Here is a 15,946-nt window from a genome sequence, read left to right as displayed (position 1 = left end):
CCGTCGTCCTGGGACGCTTGATCACGTTTCGCAAGGGGTGCTCCGGGAGACTGATGGAACGGTGGCGAGAGCGGTGAACGGCTCAGGCCTCGACGATGGCCTGTACGGCGCGCACGGCGGCGTTCCCGTCACCGTACGGCGTGCCGCGCGGGGTCTCGGGCGCCGGACGCGTGGCGAGCGCGGTGAAGTCGGGGGTCTCGTGCGGGTCGGGCACCAGGTGGTTCCAGCCGCCCTCGAGGGTCTCGACCCACTCGGTCTCCGGACGCACGGTGGTGCAGGCGCGGCCCAGCAGGAAGGCCTCCTTCTGCAGACCGCCGGAGTCGGTGACCACACCGGCGGAGCCCAGGACGGCGCCCACGAGACCGGCGTAGGGCAGCGGACGGCCGACGCGCACGGCGCCCTGGTTCAGCTTGATGCCGTGCTGCTCGGCGCGGGCCACCAGACGCGGGTGGGCCAGCAGGGCCACCGGGACCGGCAGCGCGGCGAGCGAGCCGATGATGGCGGCGAGGCGCTCGGGGTCGTCGGTGTTGTCCGGCCGGTGCAGCGTCGAGACCAGGTACGGCGCGTCGGCGTCGATGCCCTCGGGCAGCTCCGGACGCGGGTGCTCGCCGGCCAGGACGGCGTCGCGGATGCGCAGGCACACGTCGACCATGACGTCGCCGACGAGGGTGGAGCGGTGCGCCAGGCCCTCGTTCGACAGGTGGCGCATGGCCTCCTCGGTCGGCGCGAGCAGCAGGTCGGCGGCGTGGTCGGTGAGGACGCGGTTGTGCTCCTCGGGCATCCGCCGGTTGAAGGAGCGCAGGCCGGCCTCCAGGTGCGCGACCCGGTAGTGCAGCTTCACCGCGGAGAGCGCGCCGGCGACGGTCGAGTTCGTGTCGCCGTACACCAGGACCCAGTCGGGCTTCTCCGTCTCCAGGACCTTGTCCATGGCGGCGAGGACCGCGCCGGTCTGCTCGCCGTGGCCGCCGGAGCCGACGCCGAGGTGCACGTCGGGGTCCGGGATGCCGAGGCCGGAGAAGAAGACATCGGAGAGGTCCGCGTCGTAGTGCTGGCCGGTGTGCACGATGACGTGCTCGTGAGGGGTGTCGGCGAATGCGGCCGCGATGGGCGCGAGCTTGACCAACTGGGGGCGTGCGCCCACGACACTGATGACCTTCACGTGCGCTGCTCCTACTGAATAAACGTATGGACGGCCGAACCCAGATCATACGGGCGTGGCGGCGGCCGTCGTCGCGTCCCGGCGACACCCCGGCGACAGCCTGGCGACAGCCCTGCAACGGCCCGGCAACGGCGCGGGCCGGGCCGCTGGGCGGTCCGTCGCTGGCGGTATGCTTTGATGCGCCGGGTTATCGGGTTATGTAGCCGTGCCGTCAGCACCCAAGTGCACTGCACGAGACGCCCGCTTTGGACGGAACTGGTGTGCGAGCTCGATCATCCTTGCGGGCTCCTGCAACGTGCCAGAAGTTTCAGATCAGGAAAGGCACACATTCATGGAGCTCGACAGCACCGAGGGTCAGAGAAGGCCCAGGGCCTCCCGCGGCCGCGTTGTGATGCTGGTCGACAACGGTGTCCGAAATGACTCGCGTGTCCAGAAGTCGGCCCGGTCCGCCGCCGAGGCCGGCTGGGAGGTCGTCCTTTTCGGCATCTCGCCCGCTCCCGAGATCCAGACCTGGAACATCGGCGAAGCCGAGGTCCGCCTGGTGCCCAAGCCGAGCCCGCTGGGCCCCAGCCGACAGGACAGGCACGGACTGCGCTGGCGCAGCCCGCTCGCCTACCGCACGCCGCAGATCGCCAAGTACCGCAAGCAGCAGGTGAAGGCCTGGCGCGCGGACCTGCGGTTCCGTGCCGCCGCGGCGAAGGCCGACGGCCCGGGCCGCCCGAGCGCCAGTGGCGCCGCCGCCCGGCTGGTCGTGCCCAAGGCCGCCGCGAAGCTGACGAGCAAGTGGGTCTCGCTGCGCTCGCGCCTCACCGGCCGCGCCAAGCGCAAGCGGTCGAAGTTCAACACGCCGCTGGACAAGCTGCAGATCAAGTTCTGGCAGATCACCATGGGCCAGCGCGCCTGGCGCCGGCTGCTGCCGTACCTGTGGGACTTCGAGCTGGCCTTCGGTCCGCACATCGACGAGCTGAAGCCCGACATCATCCACGCGCACGACTTCCGCATGCTCGGCGTGGCCGCCCGCTCGGCCGTCCGGCTGCGGGCCGCGGGGCACCCGGTCAAGCTGGTGTGGGACGCGCACGAGTTCGTGCCCGGACTGCACTCCCACCACGACCGCTGGATCCCCGGTCACGTGGCGTGGGAGAAGGAGCACGCCGTCTTCTCCGACGCCGTGATCACCGTCTCCCCGTCGCTCGCCGAGCTGCTGGTCAAGGGCCACAAGCTCAAGGAGACGCCCTACGTCGTCCTGAACGCCCCGGTGATGAAGCCGGCCCCCGACGAGGTGGCCGACGTGGACCCGGTCCCCGACCTGCGCGAGCTGTGCGGCGTCGACGCGGACACCCCGCTGCTCGCCTACTGCGGCGGCATCAACCCGGTGCGCGGCGTCGAGACGATCATCGAGGGCCTCACCCTGATGCCGGACGTGCACGTCGCGCTGGTGTCGCTGCCGCCGTCGGGCAAGCACTTCCCGGCGACCAAGAAGGTCATCGAGCTGATCGAGGAGCTGGGCGTGGGCGACCGCGTCCACATCCTGCCCTTCGTGCCGCACTGGCAGGTGCCCGAGTTCCTGTCGACGGCGGACGCGGCGGTCAGCCCGCTGCACCACCTGCCCAACCACGAACTCGCCCTGAGCAACAAGTTCTTCGAGTACTCCCAGGCCAGGCTGCCGCTGGTGGTCAGCGACATCCGCACCATGGCCGAGATGGTCGAGAAGACCGGTCAGGGCGAGATCTTCAAGGCCCAGGACACCCAGGACTACGTACGCGCCGTCAAGGCCGTCCTCGCCAGTCCGGAGCGCTACCGGGCCGCCTACGACGACCCGGGGCTGCTGGAGAAGTGGACCTGGGAGGCCCAGGCCGTGGTCCTGGACCAGATCTACAGCCGGCTGCTGCCCGGCGACGGGAAGACCGCGTGACGGCACTGCTGTGACTCACGGCGACGGTCCGGCGCAGGGGCGTGACACCGCCCCTCGCCGGACCGACGCACACGGCACGTCCCTCGCACGGAACGCAGAACAGGTGGAGGACCTCCTCGCATGACCCACGTACTCCTGATCGCCGGCACGGCGCCGACGCTCTCGATGCTGAAAGCCGCCGTCGAACAGTTCCGGGCCGCGGGAGCGACGGTGCGGCTGGCCGGCTACTTCGATCGTGAGGCGGTGGACGGCGTCCTCGACGCGGCCGACGTCTGCTCGCTGACCGAGTCGGCCGCCGAGCGGGGCGACGCCTTCGCCAAGCGCGTCGCCAAGCTGCCGCCCGCCCGTCGGACCTGGGCGAGCGCGGAACGCAACCGCTGGGTCCTGCGCAACGCCCGCCGGTCGCAGGTGCTGGTCGCGCTCGACGCGCACGGCGTCTACACCGTCTGGCGGCTCGCCGAGCGCAACCGGCGCGCCGACGCGGTGTTCGGCGTCGCGCCCGGTCTGCGCGCCCTTCAGGCCCGTGGCGAGCGTCCGGTGCACTACGTGCTGCGCGACGCCGTCCGCACCGTCCCGTCCCCGGCCGTCACCCTGCGCTCCACCAAGCGCGGCGTGCGGCACAGCGCGGGCGCCGTGCTGCGCCGGGCCTCGTCGCCCGCCGTGATGCGCACCGCGATCGGCGCCAAGGCGTGGCGGACCGCGGTCGTCGCGCCGCGCGTGCCCGACGCGATGCGCGCCAAACTGGCCCGCCGGGTGAGCCTGAGCATGACCAAGGGCGGCCGCAAGACCGGCGCCACGATGGTGCTGAACCAGGCCGCCGAGCGGATCAACAACCGCAAGCTCAGCGCGGCCCTGCTGGCGGACGCCGCCCGCGCCGACCTGGCCCGCGGCCACGACGACCCCAAGCTGCGCAACAAGGCGATCGAGGCCGCGCTGGCCATCGCCGACCAGCGGTTCAAGAAGAAGGACTTCTCGGCCGCGGCCGACCAGCTCTCGACGGCCTTCGCCCTCGCCTTCAACCGCGGTCTGCACTTCGACGGGGTGTCCTCGCCGATGGCGGAGGACCCGGACGCCTACCTGGCGCCGTTCCGCAGGAACGCCGCCTTCAAGGCCCTGTCCGCGCCGCGCGGACGCGCCCTCCCGGCCGCCGCGGCCCCGACCGGCCGTCCGCTGCGGCTGCTGGTCACCACGTACGCCAACGCGGCCTTCCTGAAGGCGATCCGCGACCGCTACGAGAACCACCCCGACGTCGAGATCCGCTACCTCGACGTCAACGAGGACGAGAAACTGCGGCCGTTGGTCCGCGGCATCAAGCGGATCATGGAGCACGCGCTGGGCGGCCAGCCCGCCTTCCACGACAAGGTCGAGGAGGCGCTGCGGCCCCACCTGGACTGGGCGGACACCGTCTTCGTCGACTGGTGCACCAACGCGGCCGGCATCTTCACCGCCGTGGACCCCGGCACCACGCGCATGGTCATCCGGCTGCACAGCTACGAGGCGTTCGCCTTCTGGCCGCACGTGGTGGACTTCACCCGGGTGGACGACCTGATCCTGGTCAGCGAGCACCTGCGCGAGGTGGTGGAGAAGGTTTTGCCGCAGCTGGCCGGACCGGACACCGCCACGACGCACGTCGTCCCCAACGCCATGGACCTGGTGCTCTTCCAGCGGCCCAAGGCCGGCCCCGAGGCCCGCTTCAACCTGGGCCTGGTCGGCGTCAGCGCCGTGGCCAAGGACCCGCGCTGGGCGGTGCAGGTGCTGCGGCTGCTGCGGGAGAAGGACGACCGCTACCGCCTCGTCGTCATCGGCGAGGGACTGCCCCGCAAGGCGGGTGCGGCCGTCCGCGCCTACGACGACCTGCTCCAGGCGGACCTGGAGGAGCTGGAGGCGGCCGGCGCCGTGCACCTGGTGGGCCAGACGGACGACGTGCCGGCGGCGCTCACCGAGGTCGGCGTCATCCTGAGCAGCTCGGTCCGCGAGAGCTTCCACTGCGGCCTGGTCGAGGGCACGGTCAGCGGCGCGCTCCCGGTCGTCCGCGACTGGCCGTTCTTCGCCTCCCTGGAGAACGGGCCCCGCACCCTGTTCCCGGGCGAGTGGGTCGTCTCGACGCCGGAGGAGGCCGCCGAGCGGATCCTCAAGCTCACGGCCACCGAGGACAGCTGGCGCGCGGCGACCGAGCCCGCCGCCGAGCACGCGCTGACGATGTGGGACTGGTCGGTGGTGAGCCGGGAGTTCGACCGGCTGCTGCTGGGCGGGAAGGCGTAACGCTTCCGCGGGTCTGACACAAAAGGTTTCGGCCGCGTCCTGCTGGACGCGGCCGAAACCTTTTTCCGCCCCGCACCGGGGGAGCGGGAAGGGGCAAGGGGGAGCCGGCGGAAGCCGGCGGGCGAACGTTCGGGCCGGGAGCCGGCCGTCCCGGAAACCGGTCGGGGCCGCCGGGCCCGAAACCGGTCGGGTGCGCTGGGCCAGAACCTGGTCGGGGCCGCCGTCCCCGGAACTAGCCGGCGGTGCGCTCCACCAGGACGCCGTCCTTCTCGTCGTACAGCTCGCCGCTGCTCGGGCACTCCCACACGCCGGTCTCGCCCGCGCGCTCGACCAGTTTGACGCCGGCCTTCCCGACCCAGCCCACCTGCCGCGCGGGGACCCCGACGACCAGGCCGAAGTCCGGCACGTCCTTGGTGACGACGGCGCCGGCGGCGATCATCGCCCAACGGCCGATGGTGATCGGCGCCACGCACACGGCACGGGCCCCGATGGACGCGCCGTCCGCGATCTTCACGCCGACGGCCTCCCAGTCGCCGCCGCGCTTCTGCTTGCCGTCCGGGTCCACGGAACGCGGGTTGTGGTCGTTGGTGAGCACCACGGCCGGACCGATGAACACACCGCTGCCGAGCTCGGCCGGCTCGTACACCAGCGCGTAGTTCTGCAGTTTGCAGTTGTCGCCCATGTGGACGCCCGAGCCGACGTAGGCGCCACGGCCGATCACACAGCCCTCACCGAGGCGCGCGCCCTCGCGGATCTGAGCGAGGTCCCAGACGCTGCTCCCGGCGCCGATCTCGGCACTGTCGTCGACCTGCGCGCTGGGCTGGACCCTGTAGTTCACTTCTTCGCCTTCCGGTGTGGGGCTTCGCCCGGCGAGCATACGGGGCCGGGGGGAGGACGCCCGCGCGCGGGCCGTACACCGGTGCGACGGCCCGCGACCCACGGTCGGGCGCGTCGAACGGCACGGCCGCCGTCCGACGCGCCCGGTCCGGTCAGCTGTCGGCCAGCACCGGTCCGTTGGGCACCCAGTAGCCGGTCAGTCCGCCGGCGGTGATGCGGAGCATGGGCCGGCCGTTGACGATGGCCCGCTGGTCGAAGGGCGCCTTGGAGCTCTGGGCGAACTTCACCGTCTTCGTGGTGCCGGTCTTGCCGTCGCTGCCGAACTTGATGCAGGTGATGGAGACGCCGGCCGGGAAGGTGGCGGTGCGGTTCGGGCGGTAGGTGGTGGGCAGGTGCACCCCGCGCAGGAACACGTTCGGGTAGTACTCCCCGACCCACCAGCCCGCGTAGGCGCCGGCGCTGATGCGGTAGTAGATCCCCCGCCCGTAGATGCGGCGTCGGACGTCCACGGGAGCCTGGGTGGCTTTGGAGAAGGTGACCTTCTTGGTCGCCTTCTGGGCGTCGTTCATAGTCGGGGACCAGCCGTAGAGGGGAGCGCCCTGCGTCTTGAACTGGTACAGCGCGTGCGTGCCCGCCGCGAACGCGATCACCGAGCCGGCCGGAAGGTTCTGGGCCGAGGGGTAGTCGTTGATCAGCGTGTCCTGCCGGTCGGCGAAGGCGGGACTGCCGGTCTGCCAGTGGAGCTGGCGGAACAGGTTGATGTGGTGCTGGTGGTAGCCCTTGGTCGGCACCCGGTGGGTGTTGCAGTAGTACGAGAGCCACTTGGCCTGGCGCAGCCGCGGGAAGTGGTCGCGGATGGTGGTGACGGCGCCGTCGTAGAGCTTGAGGGCCAGCTCGTTGCCGGTGGCGATGTAGTAGTCCCAGACGCCGAAGGTGGCGAAGATCATCCCGTTGAACGTGTAGTCACCGGTGCCGGGCGTGGCGCCGGGGTACTCCTGGATCCACAGGTAACCGTCCTTGTCCCGGTTCACCACCCACGGCTTGGCGTTGTCTGCGCGCAGCAGCGAGGCGAACGCGCCGTCCGCCGCCGCCCGGTAGAGCTTGCGCTCCTCCTCGGTGACCCCGTCCAGCTGCGACAGCTGGATGAAGAGGCTGATCGACTCGCCCTGCGCCATCCCGGAGTACCAGGGCGCCTTGTAGGTGACGCCGCTGTGCTCGGGGTGGAACCAGTCGAAGGGGTACGGGAAGTACCAGGCGCCGCGCGTCTCCACGCGCTTGTCGATGAGCCGCTTCGCCTGCGCCTTGGCGCGCTCCAGGAACAGGGCCTTGCGGGTGGGGTCGGTCGTGGTGCGGTAGCTGGCCACGCAGCCGAGGGCGAACTGGATCTGCGTGACGGGCTGGTCGTAGCCCGGGGTGTTGCGGTCGGGCCGGTACTGGACGACGCCCTCGTCGTCGAGATAGACGTTCTCGGTGTTGGGCGTGACGTTCGACCAGGTGGTGGGCCGGTCGCGCCAGGGGCGCATGTACTCGGGCAGCTCGGTGTCGAGCCGGTACCCGGAGGTCTTGAACTCGAACGGCAGCGTCGTCGGCACGGAGCCCTCGTCGGGATCCGGGGTGCCGCCGGTGTAGGGGATCCGGGTGCCCGGGCTCGGCGCTTTGATCACACCGTCGGCCAGCTGGTCCGGCAGCTCCGGCGCCGGCGGCTGGGTGCTGCCGGGGGCGTCGGGAAGGCTCAGCACGAGCGAGCGCGGCACTCCGTCGATGGTGTCCGTGGCGGGGGAGTCGAGGATTCCCGTGGCCAGCGCGGTGAAGGTCCCTCCGCCCACCACGGCCACCCCGGCGACAGAACCGCCGGCCACCCTGATGAACCGCCTGCGCCCCAGCTCGACACGTCGCTTACCGGCCATGAACTTGCCTACCCCCCACAGGTCTTGACGGGCCGAAGGGAGAGCGGCGTGGTGGGTCTCACCGGGTCCCGCCGGAGTTCGGCGGACGCGACGGAATCCCGCACGCAGCGCAGCGTCCTTGCGGCCTTGTCCCAAAGGAAGAAGTTCAGCCGACGCCACTCGGCGGCAAAAGCGGCGTAACAGTGCAAGAATGGTCAATTCTCAGGGCTCGAGAATTTTTCGTGATGGAACCGTGATGGTGTGATGCATTCATGTCGGACATGTGTGCACCGTGAGGTGAGCGGCCTCCGTGGCCACCGATGGAGGTGTCGTCACTCCCGCGCATCCCAACTCTGCCCGCCCAGGGGGCGGTTGAGGGCGAGCTCTCGATGCTGCCGGCTCGCCCCGGAGCGAGGCGCCACCCGGGCCGGGGTCTCGTGATCCGGCCATCCGTCACCTCGCGGCGGCGGCCGACGGCTGCTCCGCCCGGTCCGTGGACCCACCCCGTTCGCGCCGTCCGGCATATGCCGACAGCTGGGAATGTGACGCGTTTTCACCGTGGGCCATGTCACATTTCGAGCCGCATGCAGATGTTGCATGTGCACTTCACGTGAAGAGATGATCCGTTGACCTTCTTTAATTCCTCTTTATTTACGGGGCGTCTGTGTCAAGGGTGGGGAAAGTGTGGCGGCGTGGCGCTGTCACCGTCGTGGCAGGGGCACTGCTGACCTGGGGGCTCGGAATCGGCGGGACGCCCGCCGCGGCCGCCGTCGCATGTCCCTCGGGCGTCGAGTCGGACTTCAACGGCGACGGGGTCAGGGACACGGCGATCGCCGACCCCGAGGCCACCGTCGACGGCGTGGCCGAGGCGGGCGAGGTGCAGATCGTCTACGGCGGCGGCAAGGGAGTCCTCACCCTCTCGCAGGCCCTCGACAGCGTCCCCGGAGCGCCCGAGGCGGGCGACCGGTACGGCGAGTCGCTCGCGGTGTACGACGCCGACCTCGACGGGTGCAGCGACCTGGTCGTCGGCGCGCCCTACGAGGACATCGGCACGGTGGCCGACGCCGGGTTCGTCCACGTCGTCTACGGCTCCACCAGCGGACTCAACGCCGGCGCCAAGCCCGTCAAGGAGTTCTACCAGGGGACCGACAAGGCCCTGGGCGGCGCTCCGGAGACCGACGACTGGGTGGGCTACGCGGTGGCGGCCGGCAAGACCTCCGCCGGCGCGCCCTACCTGCTGATCGGCAGCCCCGGCGAGTCGGTCGGCACCGTCGAGGACGCCGGCGCCTTCTACTACGTCGGCGGCACCGCCCAGACGGTCGTCTTCGTCAGCCAGGACACCGACGTCGCGGGCGCCGTGCCCGGCACCGCCGAGCAGGACGACCGCTTCGGCTCCTCGCTCGCCGCCACCCCGACCCACTTCGCGGTCGGCGCGCCGGGCGAGGCGCTCGGCACCGTGGCCTTCGCGGGCGGGGTGGCCTACTTCAGCCACGCGCTCACCTCCAACTCCCCGAAGCCCCTCGGCGGGCTCGGCCAGGACCAGGACGTGATCTCCGGGGCCGAGGAGGTCGGCGACCAGTTCGGCGCGGCGCTCGCCATGGTCCCCTACCGGGCCTCCGGCGCGACCTCGACCACCGAGTCGCTCCTCGCCGTCGGCGTACCGGGCGAGGACCTGACGACGACCGTCGACGCGGGCGCCGTCCAGGTCTTCAAGCTGGCCGCCAACGGCACCTTCACCCAGACCGCCTGGATCGACCAGAACACGGCCGACGTGGACCAGGAGGCGGAGGCCGGCGACTTCTTCGGCAAGCGGCTCGCGGCTGTCAACTCCTCGCCGAACGCCACCTCCACCGCCACCACCACCCGGCTCGCGATCGGCGTGCCCGGTGAGGAGTCGGACGAGGAGAACGCGGAGAAGGGCGGGGTGCAGATCGTCCCGCTGGTCGGCGCGCCCGGCGCCTCCGACCAGTGGATCGACCCCGGCTACGGCATCGGCCCCGCCCCCGCGCCGCGCATGCTGGCCGGCATCTCCCTGGCCGCCACCCCGTCGCTGCTCTACGTGGGCGTGCCCTACGGCCCGGCGGAGAGCCGCGCGGTCTACGGCTTCCCGTGGAACGTGGCCTCCGGCGGGGCGCCGACCCAGACGATCAAGCCCGGTGTGGGCGGAGTGCCGGCCACCGGCGTCGCCTTCGGCGCGGTCGTCCGCTGACCGCAGCACCTCTCCCGCCTCACCTGCCTCACCTGTATCGCCTGCCCCACCTTCTCCTCTCGCGTCGTTCGCCGTCGTGCCCGGGCGCCCCGGGCACGACGCCGACGACCGCGCACACAGCCTCGAAGCACGCAGCCCCACCGGGGAGGAACACCCATGCCCGCAAGCACCCGACGGACGGCGGACCAGGCGGTTCGCCGCGATCCGCCCGGCCGAAGACGCCCGACGCGGGCCGTCGCCGGTGCGCGCCGTGCCGCCGCCGGGTCGATCGCGGCGGCGCTCCTGCTCCTGGGCCTGGCCGGCTGGGGCGCCCCCGCCGCGGCCGCGGCGGCCTGCACGGCCGGCACGTCGTCCGACTTCAACGGCGACGGCGTGCGGGACACGGCCATCGCCGACCCCGACGCGACCGTCTCGGGCCACGAGCGGGCGGGACTCGTCCACATCGTGCTCGGCGGCGGCAAGGGGGTCGTCGAGATCTCGCAGGACACCGCCAACGTCGCCGACGCCGCCGAGAACGGCGACCGGTTCGGCTTCTCGCTCGCCGTGTACGACGCCAACAAGGACGGCTGCAGCGACCTGGCCGTCGGCATCCCGTACGAGGACGTCGGCACCGTCAAGGACGCGGGCTACGTCCAGGTGATCTACGGGTCGGCGACCGCGGTCGGCTCGGAGTTCAACAGCAGGGGGTTCGTCCAGGGCGAGAACCAGCCGCTGGGCGGCGGACCCGAGGCCGAGGACTGGCTCGGCTACGCGGTCGCGGCCGGCACCTCGCCCACCGGCTTCCCCTTCCTGGTCATCGGCGTTCCGGGCGAGGACGGCGCGGCCGGTGCGGACATCGGCCTGTTCGGTTACGTCTACGGCACCGACTACCAGGCCGCGTCCGTGGGCCAGGACACCACCGGGGTGTGGGAGGAGGCCGAGCCCTACGACCGGTTCGGCGCCTCGATCGCCGCGACCGACCGGCACTTCGTCGTCGGCGCCCCCGGCGAGAGCCTGGGCACGGCCGCGTTCGCCGGCGGCGTCGTGGCCTTCCGGCCGTCGATCAACTCCAACGGCGTGCCCGACCCGCTCTTCGGCATGGGACAGGCCCGCACCGTCGGCCCGAACCCGGACCTCGCCGCGCAGACCGACGACCGCTACGGCGCCGCCCTCGCGATGGCTCCCTACCGGCCGACGGGAGCGGCCACCGTCACGGACTCGCTCCTCGCCGTCGGCGTTCCCGGAGAGGACCTCGGCACGACGGTCGACGCCGGGGCGGTGCACGTCTACCACGTCAAGGCAGACGGCACGGTCGCCCTGCTCAACTGGATCGACCAGAACGTCGAGGGCGTCGAGGGCGACGCCGAGGCCGGCGACTTCTTCGGCCAGCGGCTCACGGCCGCCAACACCGCCACCAACGTGGTGAGCACGGCGGCGACGATGCGCCTGGCGGTGGGCGTCCCCGGCGAGGAGGCCGGTGAGGACGCCCCCGAGGCCGGCGGCGTCCAGATCCTTCCGATGATCGGCGCCCCCGGCGCCTCGGACGCCTGGATCGCGCCGGGCCAGGGCATCCCCTCGGGTCCCTCCGCCCGGACGTACGCGGGCATCGGACTCGGATCCAGCCCGGCGCTGCTGTACGTGGGCGTGCCCCACGGGCCGGCCGGCGATCGCGCGGTGCACGGATTCCCGTGGAACGTCGCCTCGGGCGGCGCACCGACCCAGACGTGGAAGCCCGGTGAGGGCGGCATCCCCGCCGGTGCGGGCGCCTTCGGGGCGGCGGTCCGGTGACCGCGCGCGACCGGGGACCGGCACCGGCATCCCGCAGACAACCCGACGCAACCGAATTGACCCAACGGGAGAGTGGACGCGTGTCCGCAGACACACAGAGACCGATACGGCGTGGCGTGCTGCTGCGTGCCGCCGTCGCGGCCGCCGTCGCCGGCGCGGTGACGGCCGGGACCCTCGCGGTCCTGCCGGGCGGCGCCCCGGCCGGACCTGCGCCGGTCGCCGCCGGACAGCCCATGGCGACCGAGCAGCAGGCCATGGCGGCAGCGAAGGACAGCGGCAAGAAGACGGAGGTCGTGGGTCTGCGCACCGAGCGACGCGAGATCTTCGCCGAGCCCGACGGCACGTTCACCGCCCGCGAGTACACCGAGCCGGTGCGCACCGTGCAGGGCGGCAAGTGGGTCAAGGTGGACCCCACGCTGGTGAGGCGGGCCGACGGCGGCTGGGGCCCGAAGGCCGCCACCGTCGACCTCAGCTTCTCGGCGGGCCAGGCGGGCAAGCCGTTCGTGACCATGCAGCGGGCGGGCCGCGAGTTCGCCCTGACCTGGCCGTACGGCAAGCTGCCCGCGCCGAAGGTCGACGGCGAGACCGCCACCTACGTGGACGCCCTGCCCGGCGTGGACCTGACGGTGCGGGCCGAGGCCGACGGCTTTGGTCACCTGCTCGTGGTCAAGACGCCGCGGGCGGCGGCCGATTCGCGACTGGCGCGGCTCGACCTGGGCATGGCCACGGACGGCCTGAAGGTCGCCGAGGACGCCACCGGGGCGATCGTCGCGCAGGACGCGGTCGTCGGCGGCACCGTCTTCCAGGCGGGCAAGCCCGCGATGTGGGACTCGGCCGCCGTCCGGGAGGCCGCCGCCGAGAAGCAGGGCCCCAAGGCCGTCGCGAAGGCGCTGAAGTCCGCGGCCGCGGCTGCGGCCGTCACCGCCACCGGCGCCGACGCCAACGCGTCCGCCACGGCCGGCGCGTCCGCCACGCCCACCGCGGTCCCCGGCCCGCAGGCGGCGCCGGAGGCCGCGCTGGAGGGACCGGGCGGCGGCGGACGCGTCGCCCCGCTCGGCGTCGAGGTCGGCAAGGGCAAGCTGCGGCTCGTGCCCGACCAGAAACTCCTCAAGGGCGCGGACACCGTCTTCCCCGTCGTCATCGACCCGATCCAGCGCACCACCTCGCGCACCTCCTGGACCGGCGTCATGTCCGGGATGCCGAGCGAGCAGGACTGGAAGTACTCGGGCAGCGCGGGCGTGGGCAAGTGTCCCACCGACTACAACCCGGTCTCCTGCAACGGCGTCGGCACCCGCCGCGTGATGTTCACGATGCCGCTCTCCTTCTACAAGGGGAAGCAGATCCTGGGCGCGACGTTCTCCGCCCGGGTCGAGCACATCTACAGCGCCTCGCCGACCGCCGAGCCCATCAAGCTCTACCGGATCGGCGGCAAGAACTACTCGCTCACCTCGTCCAGCAACTGGTCCAACACCTCGGACGACTGGGACGACTACCTCCAGACCGTCGACAAGGCGATCTCCCCGACGTCCTGCTCCAGCCAGGCGAACCTGCACTTCGAAAGCGGTGCGACCGGTGAGCTGACCAGCGAGATCAAGACGGCCGCGGCCGACGGCTGGAGCTCGATGACGCTGGGCCTGCGCGCGTCCGACGAGTCCCGCTTCGCCGAGTGGAAGCGGATCTGCGGCAACGCCTACCTGTCCATCTCGTACAACAACCTGCCGCGGCAGATCAAGACGTCCGACATGTTCACCGACCCGGGCGGTCTCTGCAAGTGGGGTGCGAATCGTACCTACACCGACGTCCCGCCGAAGCTCCAGGCCATCGCGAGCGACCCCGACCACGGCAACGGCCAGACCGACAAGGTGAAGGTCGAGTTCAAGGTCGAGTGGAGTGGCGGTTCGTACACCTACACCACCCCGGACTGGCTCTCCCCGACGGCTGCCACCAAGTTCACGCACACGGTGAAACCATCGGTCCCGCAGAACACCGTCATCTACTGGAGCGCTCGCGCCTACGACGGCGACGGCTTCGGCCCGTGGAGTTCCGAGGGAACGCAACGCTGCGAGTTCATCTACGACAAGACATGGCCGGGCAAGCCGAACGTGCTGTCCAAGCAGTATCCGTCCGACACCGTCTACCACGACGGCGTCGGCACCTACGGGACGTTCAGCTTCTCGCCCAACCCGAACGACGCCATCCCGGACACCGACGTCGTCAAATACCAGTACTCCTTCGACGGCGCCGCGCTGACGACTCTCACCCCCACCACCGGAGGCGGCTCGGTCACCGCGCAATGGGTACCGACCCGCGCCGGCCGCCACGTGCTCAAGGTGCTCGCCGTGGACAAGGCGGCGCACTCCAGCGAGAACTACTACGACTTCCTGGTCGCCGAGGGCCGGCCGGTCGTCGGCCAGTGGAACCTCGCCGACGAGGCCGGCACCGAAGCACATGACGAAAGCGGTGACTTCTCGGCTACAGCCGGCAGCGCCGTCACCTTCGGCGTGGACGGCCCCGGCGGCAAAGCCGACAAGGCCGCGCGCTTCGACGGCACAGCCGACGCCTACCTCGACACCGGTGAGACGGTGCTCGACTCCGCCAAAAGTTTCAGCGTCAGCGCTTGGGTCCGCCCCACCGCCCTGAACAAAAACATGACGGTGATCAGTCAAGACGGAACCGGCGAGCCCGGCTTCACCCTGGGCTACGACGCCTCCGTGCAGACCTGGAAGTTCTCCGTCCCTGCCAACGACGTCGTCTCACTCGGAGAATGGAAGGCCGTCTCCACCGGAGTCTCCGTGGTCAAGGACCAGTGGGTACTGCTCACGGGCGTCTACGACGCGCAGAAGACAGGCGGTCCGCAGCTCCAGCTCTACATCAACAAGGACTCCAAGGGCGTGAGCCAGCGACTCTCCACCTGGAAGTCCTACGGTCCGTTGCAGATCGGCCGCTCCACGGCGAAGAACGGCTACCGCGACAACTTCACCGGCGACCTCGCCGAGGTCCGTGTCTTCGACCGGGTCCTGCCGCCGACCGAAGTCGCCGAACTGATGACCATCAGGCCCGAACGCAAGGGCTACTGGCAACTGAACGACGCGACCGGCGGTGTCTCCCCGGAGGTCGGCGGCGGCCAAGGGCTGACCCTGACGGGTGATACCAAGATCTACAAGCCTGCCGACGTTTTCGACAACGCCGCTCTGGTGGGCGACGGCAACCTGCTCCTCGACGGTGACGGCGACTACGCGTCCACCGTCACCGCCCCGGTCACCGGCAACACCAGCTTCACCGTGGCCGCCCGCGCCCAGCTCACCTCCCTGGATGCCGAGAAGTCGCAGACAGTGCTGTCCCTGCCGGGTGCCAATGCCAACCGCGTCCAGGTCCGCTACCAGGCCGCCACCAGGCAGTGGGAACTGGCCGTCGCCAAGACGGACGGGATCACACCTGAGCTCGTCACTTACACCAACGACCAACAGTTGCCCGACATCGGCGGCTCCGGCCAGCACCTGGCCGTGGTCTACGACGCTTTCGCCAACTCCATCCGTCTGTATGTGGAGGGGCAACTCGTCGCCGGGGCCTACGGCCCCGAGGACACCCTGTGGCCGGCGACCGGGGGCCTGCAGGTCGGCCGTTCACTGCGCGGCGCGAGCGAGTACTTCGCGGGCGCGATCGACGAGGTCCGCGTCTACAGCGGCGCGGCCGACCAGAGCGCGGTGCAACTGATGTCCGTCCTCACGGAGACCCCGGATATGTGACCGACCGTCACACCTGGCTCGTGCCGGACCCGTCCCGGTCCGGCACGGCCCACCTCCCCATGACTTTCTCCTTCGACCAGGGAGTCGTTCGATGTTCTTCCGTGGCCGCTCACTGAGCCGCCGCATGCCCAGACCGGCGCTCGCCGCGACAGTGCTCGGGCTCACGCT

At 71.2% G+C, this 15,946-nt stretch carries 8 protein-coding genes; 5 read left to right on the top strand and 3 right to left on the bottom strand.

The features are described 5' to 3' along the window. Positions 1-82: 82 nt before the first annotated feature. The gene (gene wecB / locus KMS84_RS04545; RefSeq protein WP_256914714.1) at positions 83-1,159 is read right to left on the bottom strand and encodes a non-hydrolyzing UDP-N-acetylglucosamine 2-epimerase; all 1,077 of its coding nucleotides are present in this window, start codon (positions 1,157-1,159) and stop codon (positions 83-85) included. A gap of 331 nt (positions 1,160-1,490) precedes the next feature. Between wecB and KMS84_RS04540 the strand changes: the two genes are divergently transcribed. Beyond that, entirely contained in the window at positions 1,491-3,071 is a 1,581-nt protein-coding gene (locus tag KMS84_RS04540; protein ID WP_256914713.1) for a glycosyltransferase family 4 protein, read from the top strand. A gap of 120 nt (positions 3,072-3,191) precedes the next feature. Continuing rightward, positions 3,192-5,333, top strand: coding sequence for a glycosyltransferase (locus tag KMS84_RS04535; RefSeq protein ID WP_256914712.1), 2,142 nt, complete (start codon positions 3,192-3,194; stop codon positions 5,331-5,333). Between the two features lie 232 nt (positions 5,334-5,565). Here the strand turns inward: KMS84_RS04535 and KMS84_RS04530 are convergent, their stop codons facing one another. Both KMS84_RS04530 and KMS84_RS04525 read right to left on the bottom strand, forming a co-directional pair. Continuing rightward, on the bottom strand, positions 5,566-6,171 hold the full coding sequence (locus KMS84_RS04530; RefSeq protein ID WP_256914711.1) for an acyltransferase: 606 nt from the start codon (positions 6,169-6,171) through the stop codon (positions 5,566-5,568). A 151-nt stretch (positions 6,172-6,322) separates the two neighbouring features. Beyond that, entirely contained in the window at positions 6,323-8,077 is a 1,755-nt protein-coding gene (locus tag KMS84_RS04525) for a D-glucuronyl C5-epimerase family protein (protein ID WP_256914710.1), read from the bottom strand. A 688-nt stretch (positions 8,078-8,765) separates the two neighbouring features. Between KMS84_RS04525 and KMS84_RS04520 the strand changes: the two genes are divergently transcribed. The 3 genes from KMS84_RS04520 (at position 8,766) to KMS84_RS04510 (ending at position 15,778) form a co-directional block, all read left to right on the top strand. After that, positions 8,766-10,265: an FG-GAP repeat protein gene (locus KMS84_RS04520; protein ID WP_256914709.1), complete on the top strand. Its 1,500-nt coding sequence runs from the start codon at positions 8,766-8,768 to the stop codon at positions 10,263-10,265. Between the two features lie 156 nt (positions 10,266-10,421). Beyond that, positions 10,422-12,032 carry a VCBS repeat-containing protein gene (locus tag KMS84_RS04515; RefSeq protein ID WP_256914708.1) on the top strand — a complete coding sequence of 537 codons (1,611 nt, stop codon included), beginning with the start codon at positions 10,422-10,424 and terminating at the stop codon, positions 12,030-12,032. 116 nt (positions 12,033-12,148) lie between these two features. After that, the gene (locus KMS84_RS04510) at positions 12,149-15,778 is read left to right on the top strand and encodes a LamG domain-containing protein (protein WP_256914707.1); all 3,630 of its coding nucleotides are present in this window, start codon (positions 12,149-12,151) and stop codon (positions 15,776-15,778) included. Positions 15,779-15,946: the final 168 nt, after the last annotated feature.

Origin of the sequence: Streptomyces hilarionis (genome assembly GCF_024539675.1) — a bacterium.
GTDB classification, from domain to species: Bacteria; Actinomycetota; Actinomycetes; order Streptomycetales; family Streptomycetaceae; genus Streptomyces; species Streptomyces hilarionis.
The sequence above is the reverse complement of the archived record's forward strand: the minus strand, read 5'-3'. Positions and strand labels throughout refer to the sequence as shown.